Source organism: Methyloversatilis sp. S146-33, from assembly GCF_059552495.1.
In genome coordinates, this window is record NZ_JCANOT010000025.1 from 90613 (window position 1) to 105254 (window position 14642).

General features: G+C 68.8%; 7 protein-coding genes. 2 read left to right on the plus strand and 5 right to left on the minus strand.

Annotated features, from left to right (window positions below; genetic code table 11):
* Positions 1-34: 34 nt before the first annotated feature.
* From AC51BJ_RS09315 to AC51BJ_RS09335, 5 genes are all read right to left on the minus strand, one after another.
* Entirely contained in the window at positions 35-1663 is a 1629-nt protein-coding gene (locus AC51BJ_RS09315) for a FecR family protein (protein WP_496280037.1), read from the minus strand.
* A 179-nt stretch (positions 1664-1842) separates the two neighbouring features.
* Positions 1843-3279, minus strand: a complete 1437-nt coding sequence (locus tag AC51BJ_RS09320; protein ID WP_496280038.1) for an efflux transporter outer membrane subunit — start codon at positions 3277-3279, stop codon at positions 1843-1845.
* Positions 3276-6374, minus strand: coding sequence for a multidrug efflux RND transporter permease subunit (locus AC51BJ_RS09325; protein WP_496280039.1), 3099 nt, complete (start codon positions 6372-6374; stop codon positions 3276-3278). The genes AC51BJ_RS09320 and AC51BJ_RS09325 overlap by 4 nt, the downstream gene beginning before the upstream one ends.
* Entirely contained in the window at positions 6371-9448 is a 3078-nt protein-coding gene (locus tag AC51BJ_RS09330) for a multidrug efflux RND transporter permease subunit (RefSeq protein ID WP_496280040.1), read from the minus strand. The genes AC51BJ_RS09325 and AC51BJ_RS09330 overlap by 4 nt, the downstream gene beginning before the upstream one ends.
* A gap of 10 nt (positions 9449-9458) precedes the next feature.
* The gene (locus AC51BJ_RS09335; RefSeq protein ID WP_496280041.1) at positions 9459-10736 is read right to left on the minus strand and encodes an MdtA/MuxA family multidrug efflux RND transporter periplasmic adaptor subunit; all 1278 of its coding nucleotides are present in this window, start codon (positions 10734-10736) and stop codon (positions 9459-9461) included.
* 333 nt (positions 10737-11069) lie between these two features.
* Between AC51BJ_RS09335 and AC51BJ_RS09340 the strand changes: the two genes are divergently transcribed.
* Complete coding sequence (locus tag AC51BJ_RS09340) at positions 11070-12323, plus strand: MFS transporter (protein WP_496280042.1); 1254 nt, start codon at positions 11070-11072, stop codon at positions 12321-12323.
* A 40-nt stretch (positions 12324-12363) separates the two neighbouring features.
* A complete protein-coding gene (gene ggpS, locus AC51BJ_RS09345) occupies positions 12364-14628 on the plus strand; it encodes a glucosylglycerol-phosphate synthase (protein ID WP_496280043.1) in 2265 nt (754 codons plus the stop codon).
* Positions 14629-14642 lie beyond the last annotated feature (14 nt).

Genomic DNA, 14642 nt, shown 5'->3' on the forward strand with positions numbered 1-14642 from the left:
AAAGCGACGAAGGGCCCGGTCATGGTCGGCACGCTCAGATCAGCAGCAGCAGAGGCAGCAGCCACCAGACACGGAAGGCCGGTGCCGGCTCCGGCACCGTGATCGCCTGCGTCGGCGCCCAGTCGCCCTCGAAACCGTCGGCCGCGAGGCTGCGCACGCGCAAGTACCAGGTGCCAGGCTGGGCGTCACGCAAGAGCCAGGACGGGCTGTCAGTCTGCGCATCGACGGCGGGCGCGGCGAAGTCCTCGCTACGGGCGATCTGTATCTGGTAACGCATGCCGTCGCCAGCATCGCGCCAACGCAGGGCCAGCCCGTCGGGTCCGGCCTGTGGCGGCTCCATCGCGGGGCCCGGCGGCGGCCGGCGGAAGGTCTGCGCGTCGCTGAACGGACCGACACCCTCGTCCGGGTTCCGGCTGGCGATGCGCCAATGATAGATGCCCGGCGGCAGCGCATCGTCCGGGCGATAGACCGGTTCGCTCAGATCGCTGCGATCGACGCGCGGGGCGTCGAAACGCGGATTGTCGGCGATCTGCAGGCGCCAGCTTTCGTCCGGGCGGGCACGACTCCAGCGCAACTGCGGCCGTTCGTCGCTGACCCGCGCCTCGGGAGCCGGTTCGACCAGCACCGGTGGCTCGGGCCGTGCATCCACTTTGAGCGTCCACTCGCCATCGCGCCCCTCGAAACCGTCGGCGTCGATGCCGCGCACGCGCACATGGTAGTCACCGTCTGGAAGATCCGCCGCGACGACAGCCGGACGATCGCCGGTGCGGTCGGACACGACGGTGTCGAAACGGCCGTCGGCCGTCACCTGCACACGGTAGGCACGGGCGGCGTCGACTGGCGGGAATGGCAGATTGATCGGCAGGCGGTCGGCGAACAGCGGCTGCCCAACGGGCGCCGGCAGCAGCGCGCGCGGCGGCGTCACCGCCTGGCCGGCCTGCGCCGACGCGCCCTGCCCGGCGGCGAGCGCCTGGCTGCCGGCCTCGTTACCGAAAGCGACCCGGCCTTCGAGCACTTCGCTGCGCGCACTGACGGCGTCGGCATGGACGCGGAACTGCGTACCGCGCACCGCGGCCACCGCCGCCGGCGTCTGGATTTCGAATCGACCGGCCGGCCCGCTGCGCGGCGCCACCAGACTGTCGACCGAACCGCGCAGCAGTTCCAGCCGGACCCAGGACCCCGCGCCGGCGGCGAAATCGGCCGATTGCTGCACGCCCAGTTCGCTGCGCGGACGCAGCTGGACGCGACTGCCGTCAGCGAAAGCCAGCGCCACGCTGCCCGCCTCGCCGGTCAGCAGCCGCGAACCCGGCTCCAGTTTGTCGCCGGCCTGAGCCGGGCGGGTGCGGCCGTCGGCAACGGCGATGGTCACGTCGCCGCGCACCGCATCGATGCGCACTTCGCGCGTCTGCAGGCGCAGCCACTGTTCGGGAATCAGCAGCCGGCTGCCCGGCACCATCCGGCGCGGCTCGCTGATCCGGTTGTACTGCTGGATGCGCGGCCAGTAGGAAATGTCCTTCAGGTAGCGCTGGGTCAGATTCCACGGGTTGTCGCCGGGGCGCACCTCGTAGGCGAAATCGGCGGCCAGCGCCGGCGTGCCACAAAGCAGCACAGCACCCGGAAGGAGCGCACGGCGCACTGAAAGGGCGAGAGGGTGACGCAGCAACGCATTCTCCCGAAAGGCAATTTCAGGATTCTATGCTCACACGCTATGCATTTCACTTTCAACTGCAGCGCCGCGTGAACCTGTTCCGGTGGCGGCCAGAACATGCGCGCCAGCATGCACCTGTTTCGACTGCCGCGAAAGGCGGCCCGCGACCGCCGGCGGCGGGGCGGTCAGCGGGCTCAGCGGCTGTTTTCGGCCGGCGGGTCGTCCGCGTTGCCGGCGACGGCTGAAGGCGTCCACCCGCCCCCCACCGCCTTGTTCAGCAGCGCACTGGCCGAAAATTGTCTGCCGCGCAGCTGCATCAGGCTGCGTTCGTTGTCGAGCGCCGCGGTCTGGGCGGTGACGACTTCGGTGTAGCTGGCGGTGCCGGCGCGATAGCGGTTCAGCGCCAGCGTCTCGGCTTCGCGCGCGGCGGCGAGGGCCTGTTCGCGCAGTGCGGCTTCATCGGCAAGCAGGCGCAGCGCGCTCAGGTTGTCCTCGACCTCCTGCAGCGCACCGAGCACGGTCTGCCGGTACTGGGCCACGGTCACGTCGTGCGCGCCGCGGGCGGATTCGATCTGCGCGTCGCGCCGGCCGCCGTCGTACACCGCCTGCGCCAGCGACAGGCCGAAGGACCACACCAGATTGGACGCGTTGAACCACTGCGCGAAGTTGTTGCCGGCGTAGCCGGTCGAGGCGTTCAGCGTCAGCGACGGAAACCACGCCGCCTGCGCGACGCCGATGCGCGCATTGGCCGCGGCGACGCGGCGCTCGGCTGCGGCGATGTCGGGGCGACGTTCGAGCAGGGTCGACGGCAGGCCGACCGGTGTCGCCGGCGGCGCGCCCTGCCAGTCGGCTTCGGCCAGCGAAAAGCTGGACGCCGCCTCGCCCACCAGCACCGCGATCGCGTTGGCAAGCTGGGTGCGCGTCAGGTCGAGATCGACCGCCTGCGCCTGCGCGGCGCGCAGCTGGGCCAGCGCGCTCGCTTCGTCGCCGCGCGTGGCGACGCCGGCGGCGACGCGGTTGCGCGCCACGTCCAGCGCCTTTTCATAGGCGGCGACGGTGCGCGCATACAGCGCACGCTGGCTGTCGGCGGCCCTCAACTGGAAGTAGTTCTGCACCAGTTCGGCCTGCAGCGACAGGCGCACCGACGCCAGATCGGCGGCGCTGCCCTGCAGCTCGGCGCCGGCGGCTTCGACCTCGCGGCCGATGCGGCCCCACAGGTCGGCTTCCCAACTGGCGTCGAGGCCAAGCTGGGTGGTGTTCGACTGGTTGGCCGAGCGCCCCTGAATCGCCGCGCTGCGGCTGCGCTGCGCCGAGGCGCTGAGCCCGACCTCCGGCAGGAAGCCGGCCCGCGCCTGCTGCGCGGCGGCGCGTGCCTGGCGGTAGTTGCCGAGCGCCACGCGCAGGTCCTGGTTGGCGCGGTCGGCGCGGGCGATCAGGTCATCGAGCACCGGGTCGCCATAGGCCCGCCACCAGTCGCCGCGCGGCAGGTGGTCGGCCGGCTCGGCCGGCTTCCAGCCGTCGGCGGCGCGGTAGTCCTGCGGCAGGTCGAAGGCCGGCCGCTGGTGGTCCGGGCCGATTGTCGTGCAGCCGGCGAACAGCGCGGCCAGAAGAAGCGGCAGTATCTTGTTCATGGCGAGACCGGGCGCGGCGTGCGCGCGATGAGGCGGCCGCAGAAGCGGCTGAAGCGTTCGAGATAGAGATAGGTGACCGGCGTCGTGTACAGCGTCAGCAGCTGGCTCACCACCAGGCCGCCGACCACCGCGATGCCCAGCGGCTGGCGCAGTTCCGAACCTTCGCCGAAGCCGATGGCCAGCGGCAGCGCACCGACCATGGCGGCCAGTGTGGTCATCAGGATGGGACGCAAACGCAGCAGGCAGGCCTCGCGGATCGCCGCCTGCGGCTCCAGCCCGCGCGTGCGTTCGGCGTCGAGCGCGAAGTCGATCATCATGATGGCGTTCTTCTTGACGATGCCAATCAGCAGCAGCACGCCGATCACCGCGATCAGACCGAACTCGATGTTGAAGGCCATCAGCGCGAGGATGGCGCCGATGCCGGCCGACGGCAGCGTGGACAGGATGGTGAGCGGGTGGATCAGGCTTTCGTACAGGATGCCCAGCACCAGATAGACCGCGACGATGGCGCCCAGTATCAGCAGCGGCTGGTTGTCCAGCGACTGCTGGAAGGCGCGCGCCGAGCCCTGGAAGCCAGCGTTGATGCTGGCCGGCACACCGATGTCGGCCATCGCTCCGCGCACCGCGTCCATCGCCTGCGCCAGCGTGACGCCTTCGGCGGTGCCGAAGGACACGGTGGTCGACACGCGACCGTCGAGGTGGGCGATGGACAGCGGCATGACGCCCTGCTCGACCCGCGCGAAACTGTCCAGCGGCGCCAGCCCGCCGTCGGCGGTGGCGACGCGCACCGAATCCAGCGCCGACAGGTCCTGCGCGCGTTCGGGTGCGACTTCGAGCACCACCTTGTACTGGTTCAGCGGTTCGTACAGCGTGCTCACCTGGCGCTGGCCGAAGCCGTCGTACAGCTCCTGATTGACGATGCCCGGCGTCAGGCCGAGACGGGCCAGCGTGTCGCGGTCATAGACCAGCCGCGTCTGCGAGGCGCGGTCTTCCTGGTCGGTGCCGACATCGACCAGCTGTGGCAGGTCGCGCATCGCATCGCGCACCTTGGGCACCCACTCGCGCAGCGCGCGCAGGCTGTCGGCGGTCAGCGTGAACTGGTACTGCGAGGACGAGCGCAGGCCGCCGACGCGCAGGTCCTGCGCCGCCACCAGGAAGAGCTGCACGCCTTCGATGCGCGCCAGCTTGCCGCGCAGCCGGCCGATCACCTGTTCGGCCGACGCACCGCGCTCCTTCAGCGGTTTCAGATTGACGAAGAAGCTCGCGTTGTTGGCGCCGCCACCGCGCCCGCCGCCGGTGAAGGCGCTCACGTTGTCCACCGCCGGGTCGCTCCTGATCGCATCGACGGCCTGCGCCATCTTCTTCGTCATCGCCTGATAGGACGTGCTCTGGTCGGCGCGCAGGCTGCCGAACAGCCGCCCGGTGTCCTGGTTCGGGAAGAAGCCCTTGGGCACGATGGAAAACAGCCAGAAGTTCAGCGCGATGGCGCCGAGGAAGATGAGCATGACGATGCGCGTGTGGCGCAGCGCCCAGTCCAGGCTGTGCGCGTAGGCGATCTGCAGGTCGTCAAACACGCGGCCGAGGGCGCGCTGCCAGCGCGCTTCCTGCTCGACCGGACTGTGCCGCAGCAGGCGCGCCGCCAGCATCGGCGCCGCGGTCAGCGACACCACCATGGACACCAGCACCGCCACCGACATGGTCAGCGCGAACTCGCGGAACAGCCGGCCGACCACACCGCCCATCAGCAGGATGGGAATGAACACCGCGACCAGCGACAGGCTGATCGCCACCACCGTGAAGCCGACCTCGCGCACGCCGGCCACCGCTGCCTCGAAGGGCTTGAGCCCGCGCTCGATGTGGCGGGCGATGTTCTCGATCACCACCACCGCGTCGTCGACGACGAAACCGGTGGCGATGGTCAGCGCCATCAGCGACAGATTGTTCAGGCTGAAGCCGAGCAGGTACATGACGGCGAAACTGCCGGCCAGCGATACCGGCACGACGACCGCCGGGATCAGCGTCGCCCGCGCGTTGCGCAGGAACAGGAACACCACCAGGATGACCAGCGCGATCGAAATGACCAGCGCGATCTCCACCTCGTGCAGCGCGCTGCGTATGGTGACCGAACTGTCCATCGCCACTTCCATCCGCGCCGCCGCCGGCAGGCTGGCACCCAGCTCCGGCAGCAGTTCGCGCACCCGCTCGACGGTCTCGATCACGTTGCTGCCCGGTCGCTTGGTCAGCACCAGCAGCACGGTCGGCTTGCCGTTGGTCAGGCCGAGATTGCGCACGTCCTGCACTGAATCCTCGACCCGCGCCACGTCGCCAAGACGCAGCACCGCGCCCGAGGTATGACGCAGGATGAGCGGCACGTAGTCCTCGGCGCGGCGCGCCTGGTCGTTCGCCTCGATCTGCCAGTAGCGCTCGCCGTTCTCGACGAAGCCCTTGGGCCGGTTCACGTTCGATTCGGTGATGCGGTTGCGCACGTCGGCCAGCGTCAGGCCGCTCTGGTGCAGCGCTTCCGGATTGACCTGCACGCGGATGGCCGGCAGCGCACCGCCGCCGACGGCCACTTCACCGACCCCCGGAATCTGCGCCAGCTTCTGCGCCAGCACGGTCGAGGCCACGTCGTACAGCCGCGGAATGGGCACCGTGTCCGACGTGATCGCCAGAATCATGATGGGCGCGTCGGCCGGATTCACCTTGCGGTAGCTCGGGTTGGACGGCAGGCTGGTCGGCAGGCTGGCGCGCGCGGCGTTGATCGCCGCCTGCACGTCGCGCGCCGCCCCCTCGACGTCGCGGTCGAGGTCGAACTGCAGCGTCACCCGCGTATTGCCCTGCGAACTGCTGGAGGTCATTTCGGTGACGCCGGCGATGCGGCCCAGCGTGCGCTCCAGTGGCGTGGCAACGGTCGCCGCCATCACCTCGGGGCTGGCGCCCGGCAGCGCCGCGCTGACCGAGATGGTCGGGAAGTCGACCTGCGGCAGCGCCGACACCGGCAGCAGCCGGAAGGCCAGCGCACCGGCCAGCGCGATCGCCGCGGTCAGCAGCGCGGTGCCGACCGGACGGCGGATGGGCAGTGCCCAGGCACTCATGCGCGACCGCCCTCCGTCGCGTCGATAGCCGCGTGGCGCAGCTTGAACAACCGGCCGAAAGCCAGGTAGATGACCGGCGTCGTGTACAGCGTCAGCACCTGGCTCACGAGCAGGCCGCCCACCATGGTGAGGCCGAGCGGGAAGCGCAGTTCCGAGCCCATGCCGCCACCGAACATCAGCGGCAGCGCACCGAGCAAGGCCGCGGCGGTGGTCATCAGGATGGGGCGCAGGCGCAGCAGGCAGGCCTGGAAGATCGCATCGCGCGGCGCCATGCCCTCGTTACGTTCGGCCTCGAGCGCGAAGTCGATCATCATGATGGCGTTCTTCTTGACGATGCCGATCAGCAGGATGATGCCGATCACCGCAATCATGTCGAGCGCGTGACCGGCCAGCAGCAGCGCCAGCAGCGCGCCGATGGCGGCCGACGGCAGCGTGCTCAGGATGGTCAGCGGATGAACATAGCTTTCGTACAGCACGCCGAGCACGATGTACATCGTCACCACCGCGGCCAGAATGAGCCACAGCGTGTCGCTGAGCGAGGCACGGAAGGCCTCGGCCGCGCCCTCCCACCTCAGCGTCATCGTCGTCGGCATGCCGAGCTGCGCGCGTATCGACTCGACCGCATCCACCGCCTCACCCAGCGATACGCCGTCCGGCAGGTTGAACGACAGCGTGGCGGCGGGGAACTGGCCCTGACGGCCCATGGCCAGCCGCGCCGGGCGTTCCTCGACGCGCACCAGCGTGCCCAGCGGCACCTGCAGGCCATCGGCCGACATCACGTGCAGTTGCGCGATCGCCTCCGGGCCGATCTGGAACTGCGGCTGCACGTCGAGCACCACGCGGTACTGGCTGGACTGGGTGAAGATGGTCGAGATCAGGCGCTGACCGAAGGCGTTGTACAGCGCCGCGTCGATGTCGGCGACGGTGACGCCGACGCGGGCGGCCGCGGCGCGGTCGATGTCCACATAGGCCTGAAGGCCGCCGGTGGCCAGATCGCTGGTGACCTGGGTGAGCCGGTCCGACTGCTGCAGCGCGGCCGCGAGTCTGGGCACCCACTCCAGCAGATCGTCGTGGTTGGTGGCCTGCACGACGAAGGGGTACTGCGCGCGGCTGACGCGGTCCTCGATCGTCAGGTCCTGCACCGGCTGCAGATAGAGCGCGACGCCCGGCACCTCGCGCGCCGCCGCTTCGAGCCGGCGCGCGATCTCCGGCGCGCGGTCGCTGCGTTCAGACAGCGGCTTCAACCTGATCTGCATGCGGCCGGTGTTCAGCGTCGGGTTCTGGCCATCGACACCGATGAAGGAACTGACGCTGTCAACATCCGGGTCGCGCAGGATGACCTCGGCCAGCGCCTGCTGGCGCGTGCTCATCGCGGCGAAGGAAATGGTCGGCTCGGCTTCCGACATGCCCTGGATCAGCCCGGTGTCCTGCACCGGGAAGAAGCCCTTGGGCACCGCCAGGTAGAGCAGTGCGGTCACGACGAAGGTGGCGACTGCAGCGGCCAGCGTCAGGCGCTGGTGGTCGAGCACCCAGCGCAACGTGCGTGAATAGCCGGCCAGCAAGCGGGCGTACCAGCCCTCGTGCGCGTGTTCGCCCTCGGCCTTCAGCAAGCGCCCGGCCATCATCGGCGTCAGCGTCAGCGACACCACGGCTGACAGCAGGATGGCGATGGTGAGCGTCAGCGCGAATTCGCGGAACAGGCGGCCGACCACGTCGTGCATGAACAGCAGCGGGATCAGCACCGCCACCAGCGACACGGTAAGCGAAATGATGGTGAAGCCGATCTCCTTCGCGCCGTCGAGCGCGGCCTGCATCGCGCCCTTGCCCATTTCGAGGTGGCGGGCGATGTTCTCGGTCATCACGATGGCGTCATCGACGACGAAACCGGCGGCGATCACCATCGCCATCAGCGTCAGGTTGTTTACCGAGAAGCCGGCCAGATACATGATGGCGAAGCTGCCGATCAGCGACAGCGGCACCGCGATCGCCGGAATGACGGTGGCGCGCGCGTTGCGCAGGAACACGAAGATGACGGCGACCACCAGCAGCACCGCCATCACCAGTTCGATCTGCACGTCGCGCACCGAGGTGCGGATCGATTCGGTGCGGTCGGTCAGCACCTGCACATCGACCGCGTCCGGCAGCGAGGCCTGCAGTTCGGGCAGCAGCGCATTGATGCGGGTGACGACGTCGATCACGTTGGCGCCCGGCTGGCGCTGGATGTTCAGGATGAGCGACGGCGTTTCGTTGGCCCAGGCCGCGAGCAGCCGGTTCTCCGGGCCGTCGACCACCTCGGCGACGTCCTGCAGCCGGATCGGCGCACCGTTCTTCCAGGCGATCACGCTGCGCCGGTATTCGTCGGCCGAGCGCAGCTGGTCATTGGCGTCCAGCGTGGTGGCGCGCGTCGGGCCGTCGAAACTGCCCTTGGCCTGGTTCGAACTGGTGGCCACCACCGCGGCGCGCAGCTGTTCCAGGCTCAGCCCGTAGGAAGCGACCGCCGACGGATTCACGCGTACACGCACGGCGCGCCGCTGGCCGCCGGAAATGCTGACCAGACCGACACCCGACTGCTGTGAAATCTTTTGCGCCAGCCGGTTGCTCACCGCTTCTTCGAGCAGGTGCAGCGGTACCGCCTTCGAACTGACCGCCAGCGTCATGACCGGCGCGTCGGCCGGATTCACCTTGCTGTAGATCGGTGGCGCCGGCAGTTCGTTGGGCAACAGCGTGCTCGCGGCATTGATCGCCGCCTGCACTTCCTGCTGCGCGGTGTCGAGCGAGATGTCGAGACCGAAGCGCAGCGTCACCACCGAAGCGCCGGCCGAACTGAGCGAATTCATCTGCACCAGCCCGGGCATCTGGCCGAACTGGCGCTCCAGCGGCGCGGTGATCAGCGAGGTGGTCAGTTCCGGACTGGCGCCCGGATAGAAGGTGACCACCTGCATGGTCGGATAGTCGACCTGGGGCAGTGCCGATACCGGCAACAGACGGTAGGCGAGAAAGCCGGCGACCAGCAGTGCCACCATCAGCAGCGAGGTGGCCACCGGCCGCAGGATGAACAGGCGGGACGGATTCATCGGTGCCGCTTCACTGAGCTGGCGGCGGGCCGCGTCGGCCCGGTGCCCCGCCATTGCCGGCGCGCGGCGCGGACGGGGTGTCGTCGAGCTTCACCTTGTCACCCTCGCGCAGACGGTCCACGCCGTCGGTCACGACGCGTTCACCCGGCTGCAGGCCTTCTGTCACCTGCTGCAGTTCGCCTTCGAGCACGCCGGTCTTCACCGGCCGCATCACTGCGGTCAAATCGTCACCGACCACATAGACGAAAGGTCCGCTGGCGCCGCGCTGGATCGCCGACACCGGCACGACGATGGCGTCGGCGATGGTGTCGACGCGCAGCTTCACGTTGACGAACTGGTTCGGAAACAGTGCGCCGTCGCGGTTATCGAACATCGCCTTGGCTTTCACCGTACCGGTGGCGACGTCGATCTGGTTATCCAGGATGCGCAGCGTGCCGGTCGCCAGCACGGTGCGGTTGTCGCGGTCGCGCGCCTCGACCGGCAGGCCACCGCGCGCAATGGCACTGCGCACCGCGACCAGTTGCGGCTCGGGCAGCGCGAACACGACCGAGATCGGCGCGTCCTGCGTGATGGTGAGCAGGCCGTCGGCGTCGGAGCTGCGCACGATATTGCCCGGCGTGGCCAGACGCAGGCCGACGCGGCCGCTGATCGGCGCCGTAATGCGGGCGTACTGCAGCGACAGCCGGGCGCTGGCGATGGTGGCGTCGTCGGCCAGCACGGCCGCTTCGTACTGCCGCACCAGGGAGCGCTGGTTGGTCACCTGCTGGGCGGCGATCGAATCCTGTGTCAGCAGCGTTTCGTAGCGCGCCAGATCTTCCTTCGCGTTGGCCAGCAGCGCCGCATTGCGCGCCTTCGCCGCTTCGCCCTGCGCCAGTTCGACCTGGAATGCGCGCGGATCGATCTGCGCCAGCAGGTCACCCTTCTTCACCCGCTGACCTTCGGTGAAATGCAGCGACTGCAGTTCGCCCTCGACCCGGCTGCGCACCACCACGCTCTCGATCGGCGTCACCGTACCCAGCGCGGCCAGATGCACCGGCAGATCGGTGCGTTGCGCCAGCGCACTGCCGACCCGCGTATCGCCACCGAAGCGGCGTGCGCCACCCGGAGGACCGCCCGGCGGGCCACCGGCCCGCATACCTGGGGGGCCGCCCTCGCCGTCGGCCGGCTTGGTGCGTTCGTTGGCGTAGAACCAGCCGGCGGTCAGGCCGGCCAGCAGAAGCAGCATCATGATCCAGGGCCAGCGCGGCTTGCGCGTGGCCGGAGCGGCATCGTGTCCGTGTGTGGTCATCGGGATGGAAGGACGTTGTTGGGTACGACAGACGGTCGAGACCCGATCATTATTGTGGGTGCCTGTTAATCGAAACGCTGCCAGAGCCGGCGGCAGGTGAATGCAGTGTAAACGGCGACGACAAAGCTGCGTCCGCGGGTGAGTGGAGCGTGCGACCGGTCGGCGAGTTCCTACAGACCTGCGATCGCCCCGCGGCTATCCTCGTCGGCTCCCAAGCAGCCAGTGCCAGTACTTCTTCAGCGCGGCCTTTCGTGACAGGCGGGCACCGTCGCCCGCCGCCCCGCATCATCCAGCGTCCGGTCGCTTCCCCTCCAATCAATCGGAGTCGAAGCCTTGCTCGTCCATCTCGCACCGCTGGCCGCCTTGCTCGGCGGCGTCGCGCTGCTGCTGCTCGGCAGCGGCCTGCTCACCACATTGCTCGCCGTGCGCGGCGGCATCGAAGGATACGGCAGTCCATTCATGGGATTGCTCGGTTCGCTGTTCTTCGCCGGCTTCCTGATCGGCACCCGCGTCGCGCCGGCATTGATCCGCCGCGTCGGCCACGTACGCGCCTTCGCGTTCTTCACCTCGGCGGTGGCCTGCAGTGTGCTGCTGCACGAAATGTGGGTCTCACCGTGGGTGTGGGCGCCAGTGCGCCTGATCACCGGCATCGCCATGGTCGGGCTGTACGCCATCGTTGAAAGCTGGCTCAACAGCCAGGCCGCGCCGGCACAGCGCGCCCGCGTGTTCGCCACCTATATGGGCGTGAATCTGGGCGCACTGGCACTGGCCCAACAACTGCTGCATGTCGGCGACCCCGCCACGCATGCGCTGTTCGTACTCGCCGCACTGCTGGTGTGCGCGGCGGTGATGCCGGTGACGGCGACACGACTGAGCCAGCCGCAGATCGACAGCGCAGCGGCGCCGGCGCTGCGCAGCCTCTACCGCAAGGCGCCGATCGCCTTCGACGCCGCCTTCGCCTCCGGTCTCGCGATGGGCGCCTTCTGGGGTCTGGGCGCGGTATGGGCCGACCGCAGCGGGCTGGGTACGTCCGGTGTGGCCGCCTTCATGAGCGCGACCATCGTCGGCGGCGCGCTGTTCCAGTGGCCGCTGGGCCTGTTGTCCGACCGTCACGACCGCGGCCGCGTCATCACGCTGGTGGCCTTCGCCGCCGCACTGCTGGCGCTGCTGCCCCTGTTCGCCCTGCCCTTCGGCGCCGACGCGACGGCGACGGCCGGCCTGCTCTATGGCGGCTTCGCGTTCGCGCTCTACCCGATGGCGATGGCGCGCCTGATCGACCGGCTCGACCCGCACGAAGTGCTGGCCGGCAGCAGCGGACTGCTGCTGGTGCACGGCATAGGCGCAGCACTCGGCCCGCTGGCCGCCGGCCTGGCGATGGCCGTGCTGGGACCCGACGCGCTGCCGATATGGTTCGCGCTGACCCAGGGCGTGCTGGCGCTGCTCACCTCCTCGCTGCTGCGCCGGGTGCCGGCGCAGATCACGCTGCAGACGCGCTTCCTGCCCATGGTGCGCACCACCTCGACCGCCTTCGAACTGGCCGGCACCGCCCGCCACGATACCGGCACATCCACCACGGAGACCCGCTGACCTTCACCCCACCTTTCAACCTTGCCACAGGGAGTACGACATGCTCATTGCTACCGATCTGGACGGCACCTTTCTTGCCGGCGATGCGGATGCGCGCCAGCAGCTCTATCAACTGATCAGCAACGATCCGGACATCACGCTGGTGTTCGTGACCGGCCGCGGTCTCGAAGCCGTGCTGCCCATCCTGTCCGATGCAGCCATCCCGGTGCCGCACTACGTCATCGCCGACGTCGGGGCCACCGTGGTCGATGGACGCACCCGACAGGCTGTGCAGCCGCTGCAGGCCGACATCGATGCGCTGTGGCCGGGCGAGCGCGCGGTGAGCGAGGCACTGGAAGGCATTCCGGGCCTGCAGCGACAGGAGGTGCCGCAGCAGCGCCGCTGTTCCTATTTCTGCGACAGCGACGCGGTGACCGACGACCTGCGCCGGATCGCCCACGAACTGAACTGCGACCTGCTGTACTCGGCCGACCGCTATCTCGACTTCCTGCCGCGCGGCGTGAACAAGGGCAGCACCTTGCGCCGGCTGGTGCATGACCTCGGCGTGGACATGAACCAGGTGCTGGTAGCGGGCGATACGCTGAACGACCTGTCGATGTTCGAACAGGGCTTCCGCGGCGTCTGCGTCGGCGAATCGGAAGCGGCGCTGCTGGCCGCCACCGCCGACCGCACGCGCGTGCTGCATTCGCGCCGCGTCGGCTGCGCCGGGATCCTCGAAGCACTCGATTTCTTCCGCTTCGTCGACCGCGCACTGCTGCTGCCGCCCGGCAGCGACACCATGGCGCCCTGCGGCAAGTCGGAGCGGGTCATCGTCTATCACCGCCTGCCCTACGAAGAGGTGATCGACGACGACGGCACCATCCTGCGCCGGCCGCACCGCTCGCCGAACGGCATCATCCCGACCCTGCTGAGCTTCTTCGCCGATGGGCGCAAAGGTTCGTGGATCGCCTGGTCGAGCGCGCACGCGGGCGACGCCCGCTTCGAAACGCACACCACGGTCGATCGCGAACAGTACCCCGGCCTGCGCTGCGCCCGCGTCGAACTGTCGACGCAGGACGTGGACATCTTCTACAAGCGCTTCTCGAAGGAAGCCTTCTGGCCGACCCTGCACACCTTCTGGGAACGCGCGCAGTTCCGCGAGGACGACTGGCAAGTGTTCCTGAAGGTGAACCGGCTGTTCGCCGAGCGCACCGCGGCCGAGGCGGCGCATGGCGCGACGGTGTGGCTGCACGACTACAACCTGTGGATGGTACCGGCGGCGCTGCGCGAGCTGCGGCCAGACCTGAAGATCGCCTTCTTCCATCACACCTATTTCCCTTCGGCCGACGTGTTCAACGTGATGCCATGGCGGCGCGACATCGTCGGCAGCCTGCTGCAGTGCGACTACATCGGCTTCCACATTCCGCGCCAGGCGGAGAACTTCGTCGACGTCGCGCGCGGTGTGGCGCCGCTGCGCGTGCTCGAAACGAAGAACTGCGCACCGCGCTTCCTCACCTACGGTTGCGCGGTCGGGCTCGACGAAATGACGACAGCAATCGAGGTGCACGGCCGGCGCATCGGCGTCGGCGCACACCCGGTCGGCCTTGATGTCGGACGCATCGGCCGCATTCTCGCCGACACGCAGAGCGCGCGCCTGATGGACCGTCTGCGCCGCGAGATGTCGGGGCAGCGCGTCATCCTGTCGGTCGAACGGCTGGACTACACCAAGGGCACGCTGGAGAAGCTGCTCGCCTTCGAACAGCTGCTCGAACAGAACGAGGAACTGCGGCAGAAGGTGACGCTGATCGCCGTATGCGTGCCCGCAGCGAGCGAAATGACCATCTACGACACGCTGCAGACGCAGATCGAACAGGCGGTCGGCCGCATCAACGGACACTTTTCGCGCGTCGGCTGGACGCCGGTGCAGTTCTTCTTCCGCCCCATCCCGTTCGCCGAACTGGTGGCCTACTACGCCATCGCCGACGTCATGTGGATCACGCCGCTGCGCGACGGGCTCAATCTCGTGTCGAAGGAGTATGTCGCCACCCAGGGGCTGATACAGGGCGGTGGCGTGCTGGTGCTGTCGGAGTTCGCCGGCGCAGCAGCAGAGTTGCACGGCGCCATACTGACCAATCCGCACGACCGCAACGACCTGCGCGACAAATGCCTGTACGCGCTGAACATCCACCGCGCCGAAGCCGAGTCCCGGCTGCGCGAACTGTTCGCCATCGTCCAGCACAACGACATCGTGCGCTGGGGGGCGGAATTTCTGGCGGCGGTGGAAGCGGTCAGCGAACCTCCTCTGCAGACGGTGATGGCCGCCTGAGGCGCCATCAGCCA